The sequence below is a fragment of the Ferrovibrio sp. genome (assembly GCF_965278975.1).
GTDB lineage: Bacteria > Pseudomonadota > Alphaproteobacteria > Ferrovibrionales > Ferrovibrionaceae > Ferrovibrio.
The window spans coordinates 1,804,526-1,821,131 of sequence record NZ_OZ257126.1 but is presented as its reverse complement, the minus strand read 5'-3'; the positions used below and the strand labels follow the sequence as shown (position 1 = coordinate 1,821,131).

The 16,606-nt window shown below is 61.9% G+C and carries 16 protein-coding genes; 6 read left to right on the top strand and 10 right to left on the bottom strand.

Annotation, left to right across the window (positions count from 1 at the left end; genetic code table 11):
• Positions 1-29: 29 nt before the first annotated feature.
• The 8 genes from ACQY7X_RS08885 to ACQY7X_RS08850 all read right to left on the bottom strand — a co-directional run bounded on the left by ACQY7X_RS08885 (position 30) and on the right by ACQY7X_RS08850 (position 8,383).
• Positions 30-827: an enoyl-CoA hydratase/isomerase family protein gene (locus ACQY7X_RS08885; protein ID WP_428249547.1), complete on the bottom strand. Its 798-nt coding sequence runs from the start codon at positions 825-827 to the stop codon at positions 30-32.
• Entirely contained in the window at positions 820-2,652 is a 1,833-nt protein-coding gene (locus ACQY7X_RS08880) for an AMP-dependent synthetase/ligase (RefSeq protein WP_428249546.1), read from the bottom strand. The genes ACQY7X_RS08885 and ACQY7X_RS08880 overlap by 8 nt, the downstream gene beginning before the upstream one ends.
• 1 nt (position 2,653) lies before the next feature.
• Positions 2,654-3,472: an ABC transporter ATP-binding protein gene (locus tag ACQY7X_RS08875; RefSeq protein ID WP_428249545.1), complete on the bottom strand. Its 819-nt coding sequence runs from the start codon at positions 3,470-3,472 to the stop codon at positions 2,654-2,656.
• Positions 3,473-3,474: 2 nt separating this feature from the next.
• The gene (locus tag ACQY7X_RS08870) at positions 3,475-4,620 is read right to left on the bottom strand and encodes an ABC transporter substrate-binding protein (RefSeq protein WP_428249544.1); all 1,146 of its coding nucleotides are present in this window, start codon (positions 4,618-4,620) and stop codon (positions 3,475-3,477) included.
• 84 nt (positions 4,621-4,704) lie between these two features.
• The gene (locus tag ACQY7X_RS08865) at positions 4,705-5,745 is read right to left on the bottom strand and encodes a branched-chain amino acid ABC transporter permease (protein WP_428249543.1); all 1,041 of its coding nucleotides are present in this window, start codon (positions 5,743-5,745) and stop codon (positions 4,705-4,707) included.
• 4 nt (positions 5,746-5,749) lie between these two features.
• A complete protein-coding gene (locus tag ACQY7X_RS08860) occupies positions 5,750-6,631 on the bottom strand; it encodes a branched-chain amino acid ABC transporter permease (protein ID WP_428249542.1) in 882 nt (293 codons plus the stop codon).
• A 9-nt stretch (positions 6,632-6,640) separates the two neighbouring features.
• On the bottom strand, positions 6,641-7,462 hold the full coding sequence (locus ACQY7X_RS08855) for an ABC transporter ATP-binding protein (protein ID WP_428249541.1): 822 nt from the start codon (positions 7,460-7,462) through the stop codon (positions 6,641-6,643).
• A gap of 159 nt (positions 7,463-7,621) precedes the next feature.
• Complete coding sequence (locus ACQY7X_RS08850; protein WP_428249540.1) at positions 7,622-8,383, bottom strand: enoyl-CoA hydratase-related protein; 762 nt, start codon at positions 8,381-8,383, stop codon at positions 7,622-7,624.
• Positions 8,384-8,508: 125 nt separating this feature from the next.
• On the opposite strand from ACQY7X_RS08850, the gene ACQY7X_RS08845 reads away from it, so the two are divergent.
• From ACQY7X_RS08845 to ACQY7X_RS08830, 4 genes are all read left to right on the top strand, one after another.
• Positions 8,509-9,657 carry an acyl-CoA dehydrogenase family protein gene (locus ACQY7X_RS08845; RefSeq protein WP_428249539.1) on the top strand — a complete coding sequence of 383 codons (1,149 nt, stop codon included), beginning with the start codon at positions 8,509-8,511 and terminating at the stop codon, positions 9,655-9,657.
• A gap of 35 nt (positions 9,658-9,692) precedes the next feature.
• Positions 9,693-10,484, top strand: a complete 792-nt coding sequence (locus ACQY7X_RS08840; protein WP_428249538.1) for an enoyl-CoA hydratase-related protein — start codon at positions 9,693-9,695, stop codon at positions 10,482-10,484.
• A 3-nt stretch (positions 10,485-10,487) separates the two neighbouring features.
• Positions 10,488-11,711 carry an acetyl-CoA hydrolase/transferase family protein gene (locus tag ACQY7X_RS08835; RefSeq protein WP_428249537.1) on the top strand — a complete coding sequence of 408 codons (1,224 nt, stop codon included), beginning with the start codon at positions 10,488-10,490 and terminating at the stop codon, positions 11,709-11,711.
• A 65-nt stretch (positions 11,712-11,776) separates the two neighbouring features.
• Positions 11,777-12,937, top strand: coding sequence for an acyl-CoA dehydrogenase family protein (locus ACQY7X_RS08830; RefSeq protein WP_428249536.1), 1,161 nt, complete (start codon positions 11,777-11,779; stop codon positions 12,935-12,937).
• 12 nt (positions 12,938-12,949) lie between these two features.
• On the opposite strand, the gene ACQY7X_RS08825 is transcribed toward ACQY7X_RS08830, so the two are convergent.
• Both ACQY7X_RS08825 and ACQY7X_RS08820 read right to left on the bottom strand, forming a co-directional pair.
• The gene (locus ACQY7X_RS08825) at positions 12,950-13,837 is read right to left on the bottom strand and encodes an SDR family oxidoreductase (protein ID WP_428249535.1); all 888 of its coding nucleotides are present in this window, start codon (positions 13,835-13,837) and stop codon (positions 12,950-12,952) included.
• Positions 13,838-13,865: 28 nt separating this feature from the next.
• On the bottom strand, positions 13,866-14,798 hold the full coding sequence (locus tag ACQY7X_RS08820) for a 3-keto-5-aminohexanoate cleavage protein (protein WP_428249534.1): 933 nt from the start codon (positions 14,796-14,798) through the stop codon (positions 13,866-13,868).
• A 219-nt stretch (positions 14,799-15,017) separates the two neighbouring features.
• Here ACQY7X_RS08820 and ACQY7X_RS08815 point away from each other — a divergent pair, with 219 nt between their 5' ends.
• On the top strand, positions 15,018-15,506 hold the full coding sequence (locus tag ACQY7X_RS08815) for a MarR family winged helix-turn-helix transcriptional regulator (RefSeq protein ID WP_428249533.1): 489 nt from the start codon (positions 15,018-15,020) through the stop codon (positions 15,504-15,506).
• A gap of 110 nt (positions 15,507-15,616) precedes the next feature.
• On the top strand, positions 15,617-16,606 hold the full coding sequence (locus ACQY7X_RS08810; protein ID WP_428249532.1) for an NAD(P)H-dependent flavin oxidoreductase: 990 nt from the start codon (positions 15,617-15,619) through the stop codon (positions 16,604-16,606).

Below are 16,606 nucleotides of genomic sequence, written 5' to 3'. Positions count from 1 at the left end.
TTCTTCGCAAAGAATGGGCGCTCCGGCGCTCATTCCTTCACAAAGCCGCGGGCCTTTGCCCGCTTGAGCAACCCGCCGGTCCCACGCATCAGGATCTGCGTCCGGTTTTCCAGCTCCAAGGCGGCGGCAAGACTGCCCGCCTCGAGATTGGCCCACATCCCGCGCTTGGTCATCCAGGTGGCCAGCTTGCCATTGGCGGCGATCTGGCCGCCGAGGGCCAAGGCGGTATCCATCAGCGCTTCCTGGTGCACCAGCTGCGACACCAGGCCGATGCGCTCGGCTTCGCTGGCCTTCACCATGCGCCCCGTCAGCATCAGCTCAAAGGCGCGCGTCGTGCCAATGGCGCGCGGCAACAGGTAGCTGACGCCGATATCACAGCTCGACATGCCAACCTGAATGAACGCGCTATTGAACTTGGCTGCATGGCTGGCAATGCGGATGTCGCAAGCCAATGCCAAGCCCAGGCCAGCACCACAGGCAGCACCGTTCACCGCCGCAATCGTGGGCTGCGGAATACCGCGCAATCGTGTGACAAGGGCTGCGTAGCGCTCCTGCCGCGCCATCCAGGCGCCGGCCACGGCCTCTTGATCGCTCGCCTCCTCACCGGCGAATGCAGCAAGGGAAAGGTCGAAGCCAGCACAAAAGCCTTTGCCGTTACCGGTCACGATCAAAACCCGCGTATGGCTGGCCGCCACTTCATCGAGCAGTACAAGCATCCGCTCGACCATGTCATCTGCCAGGGCGTTCAGCTTGGCGGGCCTGTTGAGCCAGAGTATCGCAATGCCGTCGTCGCGCAGGTCGAGATTGACCTCCTGCCCGCTAGGCATAGATCGCCTCGATCACATCCGTATAGGCTTCGGTGATGCTCTTACGCTTGATTTTCATCGTGGCGGTCACTTCACCATCATCGTGATCCAGTTCCTTCACGAAGATGTGGAACTTGCGCACCTGCTGCACCCGCGGCATGGCGTCGTTCACTTTGTCCACCTCAGCCTGGATCAAGTCCCGCACCTCAGGCATCTCGGCCAGGCTGCGATAATTGGTGAAGGCCAGATTGCGGGACTCAGCCCAGGCGCTCACGGCATCGAACTCGATCTGCAGCAGGGCCGAGACAAACCGGCGGCGATCCGCGACGATAATGGCCTGACTGATATAAGGTGAGAAGCGCAAGGCATTCTCGATCTCGGACGGCGAGATGTTCTTGCCACCGGCCGTGATCATGATGTCCTTCTTGCGGTCGATGATGCGCAGCTCCGTCTGCGCGCCATCCTCCCACCGTGCCACGTCGCCGGTATGCAGCCAGCCCTCGGCATCAATCGCCTCGGCCGTGGCCTCACTGTTGCGGTAATAGCCCTTAAACACCATGTCGCCGCGAATGAGGATCTCACCATCCTCGGCAAGCTTCAGCTCAACCCCGGGATACGGGCTGCCGGCCGATCCCACCGGCGACTCCTCGCTCATCTGCATGGTGGTGGCGCCCGAGGCTTCCGTAAGACCGTAAGCCTCGCGCACCGGCACGCCCAGGAAGCGGAAGAAGTACAATATCTCCGGCGCCACCGGCGCACCCGATGAAACCGCGATGCGGCAATGCCGCAGACCGACGAAATTCACCAAAGGCCGCAAGATCAGCGGATACCAGAAACACCAGATAAGATTCTGTACCAGGCTCCATTGGCTGCGCGGCTTGCCTCGAAACCCCTCTGTGGATTCCAGCATCCGGTTATACAGCCAAAGGCGGAGGCCGCCGGCCTGAGTCAGCTTGGTCTGGATTCCCGCGTGGAACTTCTCCCAGATGCGCGGAACACCGAAGAACACCCTCGGCGCCATCTCGCGGACATCCTCCTGGACGGTGCGCAGGCTCTCGGCAAAATTCACCACCGCGCCGGTCTGGATCGGAACGAAGACCGAGAACATCTGCTCGGCCACATGACAGAGCGGCAGATACGATACGAGCTGGTCGTGCGTCGTGCAGGACAGGCCAGAATTCAGCCCGCTGGCAGCTGCATGCAGGCTCCGCCAACTCATCATCGCGGCCTTAGGCCGTCCAGTGGAGCCCGAGGTGAAGACGATCAAGGCGATATCGTCTGGATTCTGCGCGGCAATGCACGCCTCCAGCTCGCCCGGATGCGTTGCATCGCGCTGACGGCCACGGGCGATCACGTCGTCATAGGTATGGATGCCGGTCTTGTCGTAATTGCGCAGCCCGCGAGGATCGATGACGATAATCGTGCGAAGCTCCGGCAGACGGGAGCGAATCTCGAGCACCTTGTCGAGCTGCTCCTGGTCTTCGCAGATCACGATTGGCGCTTGCGACAAGGCAATCAGATACTCGACCTCGGGCGCTGGCGATGTAGGGTATATACCCGCCACAACACCACCCATCATGCCAACACCCACTTGCGAGAACACCCACTCGTAGCGGTTCTCGCACAGGATGGCGATATTCTCGCCGCGCCGCGCACCGAGATCGATCAGACCGAGGCCGAAGAGGCGTGAAGTATCGTAGTATTCCGCCCAGGTTCTGGGCTGCCAGATACCATATTCCTTCTGGCGGATGGCAACCTTGCCCGGATGCCGTTGCGCCCAGTCCCGCAGGCTCTGAGGCAAGGTTGGCGGCGCGGCACCCTTGGTGGTGGAAGCAATCTGGTTCATGTCAGGATAGCCACCGCTTACGACGCTTGTAGTGTTTGACTTCACGGAAGTTCATGCGGCCGCCACCATCGGCTCCATGTCCAAGATAGAAACGCTGCACATCCGGATCGTTGACCAGCTTGTTCCGGTCGCCATCGATCACGATGCGGCCATTTTCCATGATGTAGCCATAAGACGCGACGCCGAGTGCCACGCGCGCATTCTGCTCCACGACCAGGATCGCGACCCCCTGCTCGGCATTTATGCGCTGAATGATTTCGAAAATATCGGCCACCACCAGAGGCGCCAGGCCAAGCGATGGTTCATCGAGCAGAATCAGGCGCGGCCGTCCGACCAAGGCACGCCCAATTGCCAGCATCTGCTGCTCGCCGCCAGACAGATAGCCGGCAGTCTGCTTGCGGCGTTCCTTGAGGCGCGGAAAATAGCCATAGGCCATGTCGATATCCGGCTTCTGATCGCGGCGGCCGATCAGAGCATTGCCGGCGGCGATCAGATTCTCCTCCACCGTCATGTCATCGAAAACATGCCGGCCCTCGCGTACATGGGCCATGCCCCGGCGCGGCAGCTCATGGGTCTTCCAATCCCTGATGTCCTCACCGAAGAAACGGATCCTGCCGCTGCTCACCCGGCCGTTCTGCAGCGGCAGAATGCCGGATGCGGCCTTAAGCGTGGTGCTCTTGCCGGCACCATTCGATCCGAGAAGAGCAACGATCTGGCCATCCGGCACCACAATGGACAGACCCCGAAGGGCTTGTACATTCTGGTGATAGACGACCTCGATATTCTCGATCGAGAGAGCTTTGACCGCATCCGCCGTCATTTTCAGAGCGCAATCCAGTCGCTGGCCGGATCCATCTGCTTCGTACCCTGATTGAGCCTGTACAGGCGCCCGGAGGCGATCTGGTGGCTGCTTAGATTGACCGGCAAGCCGGAAATCCCGCCGGTGTCCATTGCGGTGATCGACTTCAAGGCCGCCTGCATGTTGGGCAGCGTCAGCGGCTTGTCGGCGGTGATGCAGCGCCGCGCGATTTCGCCGAAGATCATGCCCGACAACCAACCATGCACGACGAAGGGCGAAACGTCCTTCACGTCCGGATAGGCGGCGGCGAACTGCTTGCGGATATCGGCCATCGACTTCGAATCCTTATCGTGGCCATAAGCATAGGGCATCACGCCCATCCAGTCCGCATTCAGCGCCGCCAGCGCATTATATGTCACCGCGCTCATCGACCAGATGGTACCGAGCACCTGACTCTTGAGGCCCGCTTCCGTCATCTGCTTCACGAATTCCGGAATCGGCGCCAGCACATAGCCTTGGAAGATGACGTAGTCCGGCCGCGCCCGGCGCAGGCGCGCCACTTCCGGTGCCACGTCGATACCGGATTGCTTGGTGACGATCTCCAGCACGATCGGAATGCCAAGCTTCTCGGCGCGCGCCTTGGCGCCGGGAATGCCGTCGCGGCCGAACTCGGTGTCCGAGTAGACCAGCGCGACCGTCGGCTTGGCACCGCCTTTTGCCTGGCGGGAAATATGCTCCATCAGGATCGAGAGCATCGAGGCGTAGGTGGGCGAAGCCAGGAAATGCTGCGGCATGTTCACCGGATCGCACAGCACTTCCGCGCAGGAAGTGCTGGTGGACATGACATGACCGGATTCCTGAAGGTCTCGCGCAGTGGCCTTCACCAACGGCGTGCCGTCGATATAGAAGAAGTTGGGCTTGTCCGATGCCATCAGCTTCTTCACCACGGCGACGCCCTGATCCAGCTTGAAGCCGGTATCCTCGAACACGTAGCGCAGCGGGCGGCCCGCGATGCCGCCATTGGCATTCTGCCACTTCACGTATTCATCGAGGCCGCGGTGCATATCCACACCAGCGAACGAGAAGATACCCGTCAACGGCTGGGCGCCCGCGATAACGACGGGAGCCTTGTCGCTTTGCGCATACAGCCCCTTGGACAGGAACGGCATGGCGAAAGCCGATATGCCAACGCTTTTGAGCAGAGTCCTTCTTGTGGTGTTGGTCATTTAATCCTCCCAGGTTTGTGCTTGTGGTTACGTTTTGAAGGGCCAGATTTCATAGGTCCTGCGAATGCGGGACCAGATTTCCGCGAGACCATGCGGCTCGAAGACGAGGAAGATGATGATCAGCAGGCCAAACACCACCTGCCCAAGTGGCAGCAGCATGCCGCTGGCTGCGGGCAGATAGGCCGTCACCGAGTTGACCAGGAGGCGGAGCAGCTCCGGCACGAAGGTCATGAAAACCGCACCCAGCACACTTCCAAGCACACTGCCGAGGCCGCCGAGGATGATCGCGGCCAGGTAGAAGACCGCGAGATTGAACTCGAAGAAGGCCGGCGTCACAGCGCCATAGAAGTAGCCCATCAGCGCGCCGGCCACGCCGGCGTAGAAAGAGCCGAGCGAGAAGGCCAGCAGCTTGTACCGGAACAGGCTTACGCCGAGGATTTCAGCGGAGATATCCCGGTCGCGGACGGCGATGAAGGCACGACCCACATAGGTGCGCCCAAGGTTAGCCGCCGCCAGACCGAGGATCAGCACGCAGGCAAGGATCAGGTAGTAGACCTGACGGTCACCACGGATCTTCCAGTCGAACACCCCAGGGCGGGGAATGTCGATTCCGCCAACGCCGCCGGTGACACTGATCCATTCGCGATAGATGAAGGAGAGAATGAAGTGCGCCGCTAACGTGGCGATGGCGAGGTAGAGGCCTTTGATGCGTAGCGAAGGAATGCCCACCAGAATGCCGGCCAATGCCGCAACGCCGCCAGCCAGCGGCAGCGCAATGAAGAACGGCACGCCGAACTTGCCCAGCCATGCCACCGAATAGCAGCCGAGGCCCATGAAAGCCGCATGGCTGAGCGAGATCTGGCCAGCATTGCCGGTGGTGATATTCAGGCCGAGCGTCGCCACCAAGTGGATACCGACGATACAGGCCATCGCCACCAGGTAGTCACTCATCAGCAGCGGCATGAACAGCAGCGCTACCAGCAATCCAGCGAACCACACTTTCTTGGTCGTGGAATCCCAGAGCTGCTCTTCCGAGCGATAATCCTGATGGAATACGCCACTACGCATCTGCTCAAAGCCTCTCGATTTCGCGCATGCCGAACAATCCATAAGGCCGCACGATGAGAACAAGGATAACGACGGCATAGGGAACGATGTCGCGCGCCTTGCCGCTGATGTAGCCCGCCACCAAGCTTTCCAGCCAGGCGATGATCAGGCTGGCCACAATCACGCCCAGGATGCTGTCGAGGCCGCCGAGGATGATCACCGCGAAAACGGTCAGCGCGCTGGAAGCCAGCAGCGGTGAAAGGCCGGAGGCAGTGGCGATCAGGATTCCGGCGAAGGCGCCGACCAGTCCGGCAAGTGCCCAGGTCAGCCTTTGCGTGCGATAGATGTCGATCCCCATGGTCGCGGCCGTCACTTGATCACTGGCGGTGGCGCGCAACGCAACGCCGGTCTTCGAGTAGCGGAAGAAGATGAGGAAAGCGGCGATCACGGCGGCAGCCATGAGGAAATTGCCGATCGCGGCGCCGGGAATGAATATCGCATCGGTGGTCAGGGGCGTGCGCGGCGTCAGCGGCGGCGGCGTCAAGGTATCGCCACCCCAGATCATCTCGACCGCGCCATGCATCGCACTGGCGAGGCCAATTGTCACCATCAGCATTGCCACCACCGGCTGCCCGCTCAAGGGCCTCAGCACCGTGCGCTCGAGAACTGCGGTAAGCAGAACAATGCAGGCGCCGCTGACAATGAGCGCGAGAACAGGGTGAAGGCCAAGCCAGACATTGGCGCTGTAGTAGAGATAGGCACCAAGGATCATGATCTCGCCGACGGCGAAATTGACGGCTCGCGTACCCTTGTAAACCAGCACGAAGCTCAGCCCGATGAGCGACAGCACGCCACCGGCCAGCAGGCCAATGATCGAGAATTCGAGGAAGATATAGAGGTTATCCATCAGCCGCTTTCACACCCCATCCTGGCCAAGATAGGCACGGACCACGTCCGGGTGGCGGCGCACGTCGTCAGGGGTGCCGTCCGCAATCACCTGGCCGAAGTTCAGCACGACGACATGGCTGGAGATGTCCATGACCATGCCCATATTGTGCTCCACCAGTAGTATCGAGATGCCCCATTCTTCCTGCACATCCAGGATGAAGCGGGCCATGTCTTCGGTTTCCTCGCTATTCATGCCCGCCACCGGCTCGTCGAGCAGCAGCACGCGCGGGCGCATGGCCAACGCGCGCGCCAGTTCCACTCTTTTCTGCAAACCGTAGGAGAGCGTGGCCACCGGCTGATGGCGGATATGATCAATCTCGAGAAAATCGATCACGCGATGTTCAATCTCGGCCCGCAGCGCCATCTCTTCGCGCCGGGCGGCGGACGAATAGCAGAGCGCGGATAGCAGGCCCGCCTTCATTTCGTGATGCGCGCCAAGCTTGATGTTGTCGAGCACGGTCATGCCGCGGAAGAGCGCGATGTTCTGGAAGGTGCGCGCCATGCCCTGGGCGGCGCGGCCATGCACCGGCTCGGCGGCCATGTCGCGCCCCTCGAACAGGATCTGGCCCGCCTTGGGCTTGTAGAAACCGGAAATCGTATTGAAGACGCTGGTCTTCCCCGCTCCGTTGGGTCCGATGATGGCGGTGATTTCACCGCGCCGGGCGGTAAGGCTCACGTCCTGCAGCGCCTTGATGCCGCCGAAGCTCAGCTCGACATGCCGGAGTTCGATTACCGGATCATTCGAGTTTCTCTGGCCCGATGCGGGTATGGCAGCCGCCGCCAATACCATCCCTTTGTTTCCTCCAGCAGTTTATGCGCTGTTTATTTTGTTCCCTTGGGATACCGTTTTCGGCACCACCAGGATTATAGTAATCTACCTTATGATAACTTGGCTACCTGTTTTTTCGAGGGAGACGCCGTTTACCACCCGCGCTGGCGGAGCGTGGGCTCAGCCGCGCCGCTTCAGAGCCGCGAGGCGGCGAAGCAGCTCTTCTTGAGTCACCCCCCGGTTCATGGCGATGGAGGCGGCGCGTTCATGGGCGATGGCATCGGCAAGGGGCATGTCTGCTTGTTCCCACAGCAGGCGCCGGTAGGCCGCAAGGCCGGCCGGGACCGCCGCCAGAAGCTGCCGCGCCAGGGCTTCGGCGGCGGCAGAGAGCTCGAATGGCGCCACCACCTGGTTCACGAGGCCCCAGCTCAATGCCTCCGCGGCATCGACGAACCGCGCCGTCAGGGCCATGTCCATCGCACGCGCGAGCCCGACGCGCTTCGCCAGCCGCACCGATCCACCCCAGCCCGGCAGCAGGCCAACCCGCACATGAGTATCGGCGAAACGCGCAGAATCCGCGGCGATCAGGAGATCGCAGGCCAATGCCAGCTCGAGGCCGCCGGTGACGGCGGCACCGTTGATCGCGCCGATGATCGGGCCCTTGAACTGGCTAATCGCGGCAACGGCATCGTGGTCGTAGGCTGAGGCAGCGGTCCCCTCGCCCCATTCCGCTAGATCCAGGCCGGCCGAGAAAATTTCACCGCGCGCGGTCAGGATCAGCACGCGAACCTGCGGATCAGCAGCCAGGGTGGCGACCGCCTGGTGCAGTTCCTTACGCAAGGCGATGGTGAGTGTATTGCGCGCATCGGGCCGGTTCAGCGCCAGGGTGGCGAAACCCTCAGGCGACACGGCAATCTCGAGGGTTTGCCAGCGTGATGACATACGCCCCCTTACCGGGCTTGATTGTCCTGAAAAGAAGTATTACATACTTACTATAATGTAGCAAACTAATTTCCAACCTGCAGGCTAGGGAATGATGGCAGCCTGCGGCCCAGGGAGGAGAGAAAATGATCCCAAACGCTGATCAACAGGCGCTTCAGGAAGCCGCGCGCCGTTTCGCCCGCGAACGCTTGCTGCCCGATTATCAAAAGCGCGAGAAAGACGGCATTCTCGACCGTGACCTAGTCCGCGAAATGGGCGAGCTCGGCTTTCTCGGCGTCGATCTGCCGGAAAAACTCGGCGGGCTGGGCGCCAGTTCAATCACCGCCGGCATCATCGCCGAAGAGCTGGCCTATGGCGACTTCAATATCTCCGCCCTGCCCGTGGGCGTTTCCCTGAATGCCGCGATCCTGCTGCGGCACGCAACGCGCCAGGTGATTGAAGCCGCCGTGCCGAAAATGATCCGCGGCGAGGTCATCACGGCCATCTGCCTGACCGAGCCGCGTGGCGGCTCGGATGCCGCCAATGTCCAGCTCCGCGCCCGCCGGGATGGCGACAGCTATGTGCTCAACGGCGAGAAGACATCCATCACCTTCGCCGCAAGCGCCGATGTCTTCTTGGTTTTCGCCCGCACCGGTGCGCCCGACGAAGGCGCCAAGGGTGTTTCCGCCTTCTTCATTCCGGAAGGTACCAGAGGCATCACGCGCACGAAATTCGACGACCTGGGTGGTGCGGTGATCGGCCGCGGATCGGTGTTCTTCGACGACGTGCGGGTGCCGGCGCATTGTCTGATTGGCGCTGAAGGCAAGGGCTTCACCCAAGTGATGCAGGGCTTCGACTACAGCCGCGCGCTGATCGCGCTGCAATGCTGCGGCGCCGCCCAGGCGTCGCTGGATGAAGCCTGGGCTTATGCCAAGGAACGCGAGGCATTTGGCCGTCCCATCGGGCAGTTCCAGGGTGTCACTTTCCCGCTGGCAGAGGGCGAAACCCATATCGCGGCGGCGCGGCAGCTCTCCTATCACACCCTCGCACTGCGCGAGGCCGGCTTGCCGCATACGGCGGAAGCGGCGATGGTGAAGTGGCTCGGACCCCGCACTGCCTTCGATGTGATCCATCAATGCCTGCTGACCTTCGGCCATTATGGCTGGTCCAAGGATCTGCCGCACCAGCAGCGCATGCGCGATGTGATGGGCCTGGAGATCGGCGACGGCACCGCCGGCATTATGAAGCAGATCATTGCGCGGCAGCGTATAGGCCGCGCAGCGGTTTCCTACTGACAGCAACACTCTCAATGATGCAAGGAGCAAGTGAAATGGCCGAGACCAAGTTCGAAGACCTGATCTATGACGTGCGCGGTCGCGCCGCCTGGATCATCATCAACCGGCCGAAGGTCTATAACGCTTTCCGTGGCCGCACCGTTGAAGAGCTGATTCAAGCTTTCCAGATTGCGGGCAACGACAAGAACGTCGCCAGCATCGTACTCACCGGCGCGGGCGACAAGGCCTTCTGCACCGGCGGTGACCAATCGGCGCATGAGGGCAATTACGATGGCCGCGGCGTGGTCGGCCTGCCGATCGACGAATTGCAGAGCATCATCCGCGATGTGCCCAAGCCCGTGATCGCCCGCGTGAACGGCTTCGCCATTGGCGGCGGCAATGTACTGGCCACGCTTTGCGACCTCACCATCGCCGCCGAGAGCGCGCAATTCGGCCAGGTCGGCCCCAAGGTCGGCTCTTTCGATGCCGGCTGGGGCACCGCGTTCCTGGCACGCCATGTCGGCGACAAGAAGGCGCGGGAAATCTGGTTCCTGAACGAGCGCTACACCGCGCAGCAGGCCGCGGATATGGGCCTGGTGAACAAAGTAGTGCCGATGGCCGAACTGGATGCGGCGGTGACCGACTGGACCAACAAGCTGGCGGAACGCTCACCCACCGCGCTGGCTTTCCTCAAGCGCTCGTTCAACGCCGATTCCGATGCCATTCGCGGCATCTCGAACATGGCGCTGCATGCCGTGAAGCTTTACTACGCCACGCCGGAATCCAAGGAAGGTGTCAACGCCTTCAACGAGAAGCGCAAGCCCGACTTCCACAAATTCGTGGAGTAAGGCGTGGCGCCAGCACAGCTCCGCCCGGGCGAGCTTGGCCACCACCTGCCCAAAGCGGGCATGGTCTGGTGGCATGGCTGCTCGGGCGAATCCGCTTTGCTGCAGGCGGAGCTTGCCCAAGGTGATCTGAGCAATACCGAATTCACCGGCATCTTCGTGCCGGCAATCAACCGGCTCGAACCGCTGCTCTCGGCTGGCGCCAAGGTACAAAGTTTCTTCATGCTGCCGGAATTGGCAGCCCGCCCGGCGCAAACACACTTCCTGCCGCTCTGTTATCGCGACATTCATCGCACTCTGCTCCGCAATCCGCCAAGTGCGGCTATCTTCATGGTCTCGCCGCCCGATGCCGACGGGATCTGCAGCTTCGGCACCGTCACCGATTTCCTCGCCGATCTGTGGCGCGCCATTCCGGTGCGCATCGCGCATATCAACCCATTGATGCCGGCGACGCGCGGCGGCTGCGGCATCCCTTTCAGCGAGTTGACTGCCCATACGGAAGCGCCGGAGCCTTTGAAGGAATCCGATCCCGGTGATGACGCAACAGCGCAGCGTATCGCCGCGCTTGCAGCGGAACTCATTCCCGATGGTGCGACGATCCAGGCCGGATTGGGGCGCATGCCGGAGGCGGTGCTGCGCGCGCTAACCAACCACCGCAACCTCGCCATTCATTCGGGCCTGATCGGCGATTCCACTTTGCATCTGCTGGAGGCCGGGGCGATGCGGGCGGACGGCCCCATCACCGCCGGCGTCGCCATCGGCACGCGGCGGCTCTATGACGCCGTGAGCGGCGCAGCCTTCCGCTTCCGACCGCCATCCTACACGCACGATATCCGTGTGTTGGCCGGGCTGGATCGCTTCGTCACCATCAATTCCGCCATCGAGATCGACCTGCTGGGCCAGGCTTATGCCGAGGCGATGCCCAAGGGACTGATTTCCGGTCCCGGCGGCGCATCGGATTTTGCGGCGGGCGCGCGTGGGCAGGATGGGCTGCGAATGCTGGTACTGCCCGCTACGGCCGGAAAATCCAGCCGCATCATCCGCCCGGACCAGGCCCGAGGCCCGGTCTCGCTCGGCCGTTTCGATACCGACATCGTGGTGACCGAGCATGGCACGGCCGATCTACGCGGCCTCGGCCGCCAGGGCCGAGCCGAGGCGCTGATCGCCATCGCCGCTCCGGAATTCCAGCAGGATTTAAGCAGTTTTCTAGCCTCGCAGCCGACTTGGTAAGCTTGCGTACAAGAATATAAAGTGATACGTAAAGTACGCTAGCATACCAAAGAGGAAGCGCCGGCATGATCGAACGGACCCTATTTCGCGAAGAGCACCGGATCTTCCGGGAAACCGTGCGCCGCTTTGTCGAAAAGGAAATCGTTCCCCACCACGCCCAGTGGGAGAAGGACGGCATCGTGCCGCGCGAGCTCTGGCTCAAGGCCGGCGCGCAAGGGATGCTCTGCTGCACCGTGCCAGAAGAGTATGGTGGTCTCGGCCTCGACTATCTGTTCGATGTGATCGTGTTCGAGGAATTGTGGCGCGTCGGCGCCAGCGGCCCGGGCTTCCTGATCCACACCGATCTTGTCGCCACCTACATCCTCACCTTCGGCACCGAAGAGCAGAAGCGCAAATGGCTGCCCAAGATGGTGGCGGGCGAGGCCATCGGCTCGCTCGGCATGACCGAGCCCCATGCCGGTTCCGACCTGAAGGCGATCCGCACCAGGGCGACGCGTGACGGCGATGACTTTGTCATCAATGGCCAGAAGGTGTTCATCTCCAATGGCCAGCTTTGCGACATCCTGGTGCTGGCGACCAAGACCGACAAGGATGCCGGCGCCAAGGGCATCACGCTGTTCCTGGTGGAAGGCGACCGCGAAGGTTTTCGCCGCGGCCGCAACCTCGAGAAGCTCGGCATGCATGCGCAGGATACATCCGAATTGTTCTTCGAGAATGTTCGCATTCCGGCCACCAACATGCTGGGCCAGGAAGGGCGTGGCTTCGCGCTGATGATGACCAAGCTTTCGCAAGAGCGCCTGGCCCAGGCCGTGCGCTCGGCGACCGTGGCCGAGGTGATCATCGAATGGACAGTCGCCTACACGCAGCAGCGCGAAGCCTTCGGCCAGCGTATTTTCGATTTCCAGAATACGCAGTTCAAGCTGGCCGAGCTGAAGACGCAGGCCACGGCCGCCCGCGTTTTCACCGATAAATGCATCGAACTGTTCATGGCCGGCAAGCTGGATCCCGTGGATGCCGCCATGGCCAAGATGATCACCACCGAGCTGCACTGCAAGGCGGCTGATGAATGCCTGCAGCTTTTCGGTGGCTGGGGCTATATGTGGGAATACCCCATCGCGCGCGCCTATGCCGATGCGCGCATCACCAAGATCGCCGGTGGTTCCATCGAAGTGATGAAGATGATCATTGCCCGCGAGATGGCTGCCAACTCCCAGGCCAGCCGCTAGGCGCCGTTCCTGCTAGGCACCGCGCCCCTGGCGCTCCTTTTCGGCCGATTGCCGCAGTGCCTCGCGCGCCTTCTGCCAATCCCCCTCCGAGAGCGACGACAGATCGGCGAAGGTGCTTGGCGCCGCCAGATGATGACCGCCATCGACGGCAATTGTCGCGCCATTGATATAGTCGCAGGCATCCGACATCAGGAAAGTGGTCAGGTTGCGCAGCTCGTGCATTTGGCCAAAGCGGCGCATCGGCACCTGGTCACTCTGCGTCGCGCCCACGGAAGTGCCCGGAATCGGATTCAACTTTTCCCAGGCATTGGGCGTCGGGAACGGGCCTGGCGCGATGGCATTCAGCCGGATTTTCTTCGGCCCCCACTCCACCGCCAGCGACATGGTCATAGCTTGGATCGCCGCCTTGGCCATGGCAGAGGGCGTGACAAAGGCTGAACCGGTCCACACCCAGGTAACCAGGTTGCTCAAGACCGTGCCAGGCAGGCCGGCCTCGATCCAGCGCTTGCCGCAATAGAGCGTGGCGAAGAAGGAGCCGTCCATCACCGTGGAGGTGATCGCCTGGTAGCCGCGCGGCGACAGGCTCTCGGTCGGCGCGATGAAATTGGCGGCGGCATTATTCACCAGGCCGGTCAGCGGCCCGGCTTCCCAGGCGCGCGCCACGGCCTCGTCCATGCTGGCGGCATCACGCACATTGGCGACCATGAAATCCGCCTTGCCGCCGGCTTTGCGAATCTCCTCGGCCGTTTCGGCCAGCACCTGCTCGCGCCGGCCGCAAAGATAGACATGGGCACCATGGGCCGCGAAGCCGCCGGCCATTTCCTTGCCCAGCCCCGTGCCGCCGCCGGTGATCAGGATGCGTTTGCCTTGCAGCAGGTCGGTGCGAAATGGCGATGTCATGGCTTGCTCCCGTTGTTCTTCTTGATTCTCAGAAGGCGACATTGCCGCCGCCCTTGAGGCCAAGCATGGCACGGGCCTCCTCGGGCGTGGCGACTTCGATCGATAGCTCGGACAGGATACGTACGACCTTCTCCACCTGCTCGGCATTCGACTTCGCCAGCTCACCGCGCGCGATGAAAATGCTGTCTTCCAAGCCGACGCGCACATGGCCGCCCATGATCGCATTGTTCACCGCGATAGGCATCTGATTGCGCCCGGCAGCGAGCACCGACATGTAATAGTCGTCGCCGAACAAACGGTCCGCCGTGGCGCGCATATGCACCAGATGATCGACATGGGCGCCGATGCCACCAAGGATGCCGAAGACCCCTTGGATAAATAGCGGCCCCCTCACCAAGCCACGGTCGCGGAAATGCGCCAGGTTATAGAGGTGCCCGATATCGTAGCATTCGAACTCGAATCGCGTGCCGTTCGCTGAGAGCTCGGTGAGTCCGCGCTCGATCTGCGCGAAGGTATTTGACAGGATGAAGTCCCGCGTCATTTCCAGATACGGGCGCTCCCAGGCAAACTTGAAATCCGGCATCTTCTCGGCGGCGCCGGCGATATTGAAATTCAGCGACCCCATATTCATCGAAGCGACTTCCGGCTGCGCCCATTTCGCCGCCGCCAGGCGCTCGTCCAGGGTCATGCCTAGGCCGCCGCCGGTGGTGATGTTGATCACCGCATCGCATTCCGCCTTGATGCGCGGCAGGAAGCGCGCGAAGGCTTCCGGCTTCTGCGTCGGCTGGCCGGTTTCCTCGTTGCGCGCATGCAAATGCAGGATCGCCGCGCCGGCTTTGGCGGCCGCCACCGCATCATCGGCGATCTGCGCCGCCGTGATAGGCAGATAAGGGCTCATACTGGGGGTATGGATAGACCCCGTGACGGCGCAGCTGATAATCACCTTGTTGGCTTTGCGCATGCCCGCGCTTCCTCGGATAATTGATTATATTAACATACGGTACGCTAGCATATTAGTTAAGTAAACCCCGGCCCGCACTTTCACCACCCCATCGCCAGGGAACCAGCTAAAACAACCCAGAAGCTGCATACATTGCTTTTCGTCATTGCACAGCAAGATAATAATATGTTAGCTGATAATGACGATTTCTTACTATTCCTGGCGAAAGTCACGACCTGAATGGACAGCGAATTCCGACATTGGGGACTGCGCCTCGGCTACCTGATCCATGACGTGTCGCGTCTGCGCCGGGTCAATTTCGACCGCGAACTGGCCCCGCTTGGCATCACCCGCTCGCAATGGTGGGTGCTGGCCTTCATCTCGCGCAACAACGGCCTGCCGCAGACCCAGCTCGCCAATGAACTGGATGTGGGCAAGGTGGCGCTCGGCTCGCTGATCGACCGCCTGCAGCAGGGCGGCTTCGTTACCCGCGAGCCCGATGAGAAGGACCGCCGGGTGAAGCGGGTTTTCCTCACCGACAACGCGCGCCAGCTGCTCAACGACATCGAGCCGGTGAGCTCCGACTTCAACGGCCGGATCCTCGAAGGCGTTTCGCTTGAGGACATCAAGAGCACGTCGCGGATGCTGGCCAAGATGAAGGAAAACCTGATCGTGCTGTCGAACGGCAACCGTTCCAAGGGCGGTGCCGAGGATGACGATCTGGATTGAGCCCCGAAACAGGGTGGTATTTTAGTTAGCTTTATTACTATTATCTTGCGTACCTATTTTCCCTCCCGCATACTTCCGGCCAACCAGAACCAGAAGGCCGGGAGGACACCGTGCAAGCCTCAACTTCTCCATCGGTCCGCCCGCGCGGTAGCCGCGCGCAGGCCGAGAGCCTGCTGACACGCCTGCGCTTGCCGGTGATTGGCGCACCCATGTTCATCATCTCGACGCCGGCGCTGGTGATCGCCCAGTGCAAAGCCGGCATTGTCGGCTCCATTCCGGCGCTCAACGCGCGGCCCAAGGAGTTGCTGCGCGACTGGATCGCCGAGATCAAGGAAACCCTGGCAGCCCATGATGCCGCGCATCCGGAAGCACCCGCAGCGCCTTTCGCGGTGAACCAGATCGCGCACCGCACCAACGAACGGCTGGATCACGACATGCGGGTGATCGCCGATGCCGAAGTGCCGATCGTCATCGTCAGCCTGGCAGCACCAGCTGACATCATCGGTGCCGTGCACGGCTATGGCGGCCTAGTGCTCAACGATGTGGTAAGTGCACGCCACGCCCGCAAATGCGCCGAAGCCGGTGTGGATGGTCTGATCGCAGTATGTGCTGGCGCTGGCGGTCATACCGGCACGCAATCGCCCTTCGCGCTCGTGCCCGAGATCCGGCAATTCTGGGATGGCCCGCTCGGGCTTGGCGGCGCCATCGGCACGGGACGTGGCATTCGCGCGGCGCGCATTCTGGGTGCCGACTTCGCCTATATCGGCACCAGCTTCATTGTCGCCGACGAAGCCAATGCCCAGGAGGAATACAAAGACATGGTTCTTGCTGCGACCGCCGAGGACATCGTCATGTCCGATAAGCTGACCGGCGTGAAAGCCAATTTCCTGCGCCCTTCGCTGGAGGCTCAAGGCCTGACGGCCGCGCCATCGGCCGGCAGCCAGCCGGGCCTGAAGGCCTTTGGCGAGGAAGGCGCCAGCGCCAAGGCATGGCGGGATGTATGGAGCGCTGGACATGGCGCCGGCCTGGTGCAGCAGCGCGCACCGGTGGCAGCATTGATCGAGACCCTGCGCCGCGAGTATGAGTCTGCCATAGGCTGA

Excerpts from the sequence above, each read along its gene's own strand:
- ACQY7X_RS08880 (WP_428249546.1), bottom strand. The coding sequence starts at position 2,652 with ATGAACCAGATTGCTTCCACCACCAAGGGTGCCGCGCCGCCAACCTTG.
- ACQY7X_RS08855 (WP_428249541.1), bottom strand. The coding sequence starts at position 7,462 with ATGGTATTGGCGGCGGCTGCCATACCCGCATCGGGCCAGAGAAACTCG.
- ACQY7X_RS08870 (WP_428249544.1), bottom strand. The coding sequence starts at position 4,620 with ATGCCGTTCCTGTCCAAGGGGCTGTATGCGCAAAGCGACAAGGCTCCC.
- ACQY7X_RS08830 (WP_428249536.1), top strand. The coding sequence starts at position 11,777 with ATGATCGAACGGACCCTATTTCGCGAAGAGCACCGGATCTTCCGGGAA.
- ACQY7X_RS08820 (WP_428249534.1), bottom strand. The coding sequence starts at position 14,798 with ATGCGCAAAGCCAACAAGGTGATTATCAGCTGCGCCGTCACGGGGTCT.
- ACQY7X_RS08815 (WP_428249533.1), top strand. The coding sequence starts at position 15,018 with ATGGACAGCGAATTCCGACATTGGGGACTGCGCCTCGGCTACCTGATC.
- ACQY7X_RS08845 (WP_428249539.1), top strand. The coding sequence starts at position 8,509 with ATGATCCCAAACGCTGATCAACAGGCGCTTCAGGAAGCCGCGCGCCGT.
- ACQY7X_RS08860 (WP_428249542.1), bottom strand. The coding sequence starts at position 6,631 with ATGGATAACCTCTATATCTTCCTCGAATTCTCGATCATTGGCCTGCTG.
- ACQY7X_RS08875 (WP_428249545.1), bottom strand. The coding sequence starts at position 3,472 with ATGACGGCGGATGCGGTCAAAGCTCTCTCGATCGAGAATATCGAGGTC.
- ACQY7X_RS08825 (WP_428249535.1), bottom strand. The coding sequence starts at position 13,837 with ATGACATCGCCATTTCGCACCGACCTGCTGCAAGGCAAACGCATCCTG.
- ACQY7X_RS08840 (WP_428249538.1), top strand. The coding sequence starts at position 9,693 with ATGGCCGAGACCAAGTTCGAAGACCTGATCTATGACGTGCGCGGTCGC.
- ACQY7X_RS08850 (WP_428249540.1), bottom strand. The coding sequence starts at position 8,383 with ATGTCATCACGCTGGCAAACCCTCGAGATTGCCGTGTCGCCTGAGGGT.
- ACQY7X_RS08885 (WP_428249547.1), bottom strand. The coding sequence starts at position 827 with ATGCCTAGCGGGCAGGAGGTCAATCTCGACCTGCGCGACGACGGCATT.
- ACQY7X_RS08865 (WP_428249543.1), bottom strand. The coding sequence starts at position 5,745 with ATGCGTAGTGGCGTATTCCATCAGGATTATCGCTCGGAAGAGCAGCTC.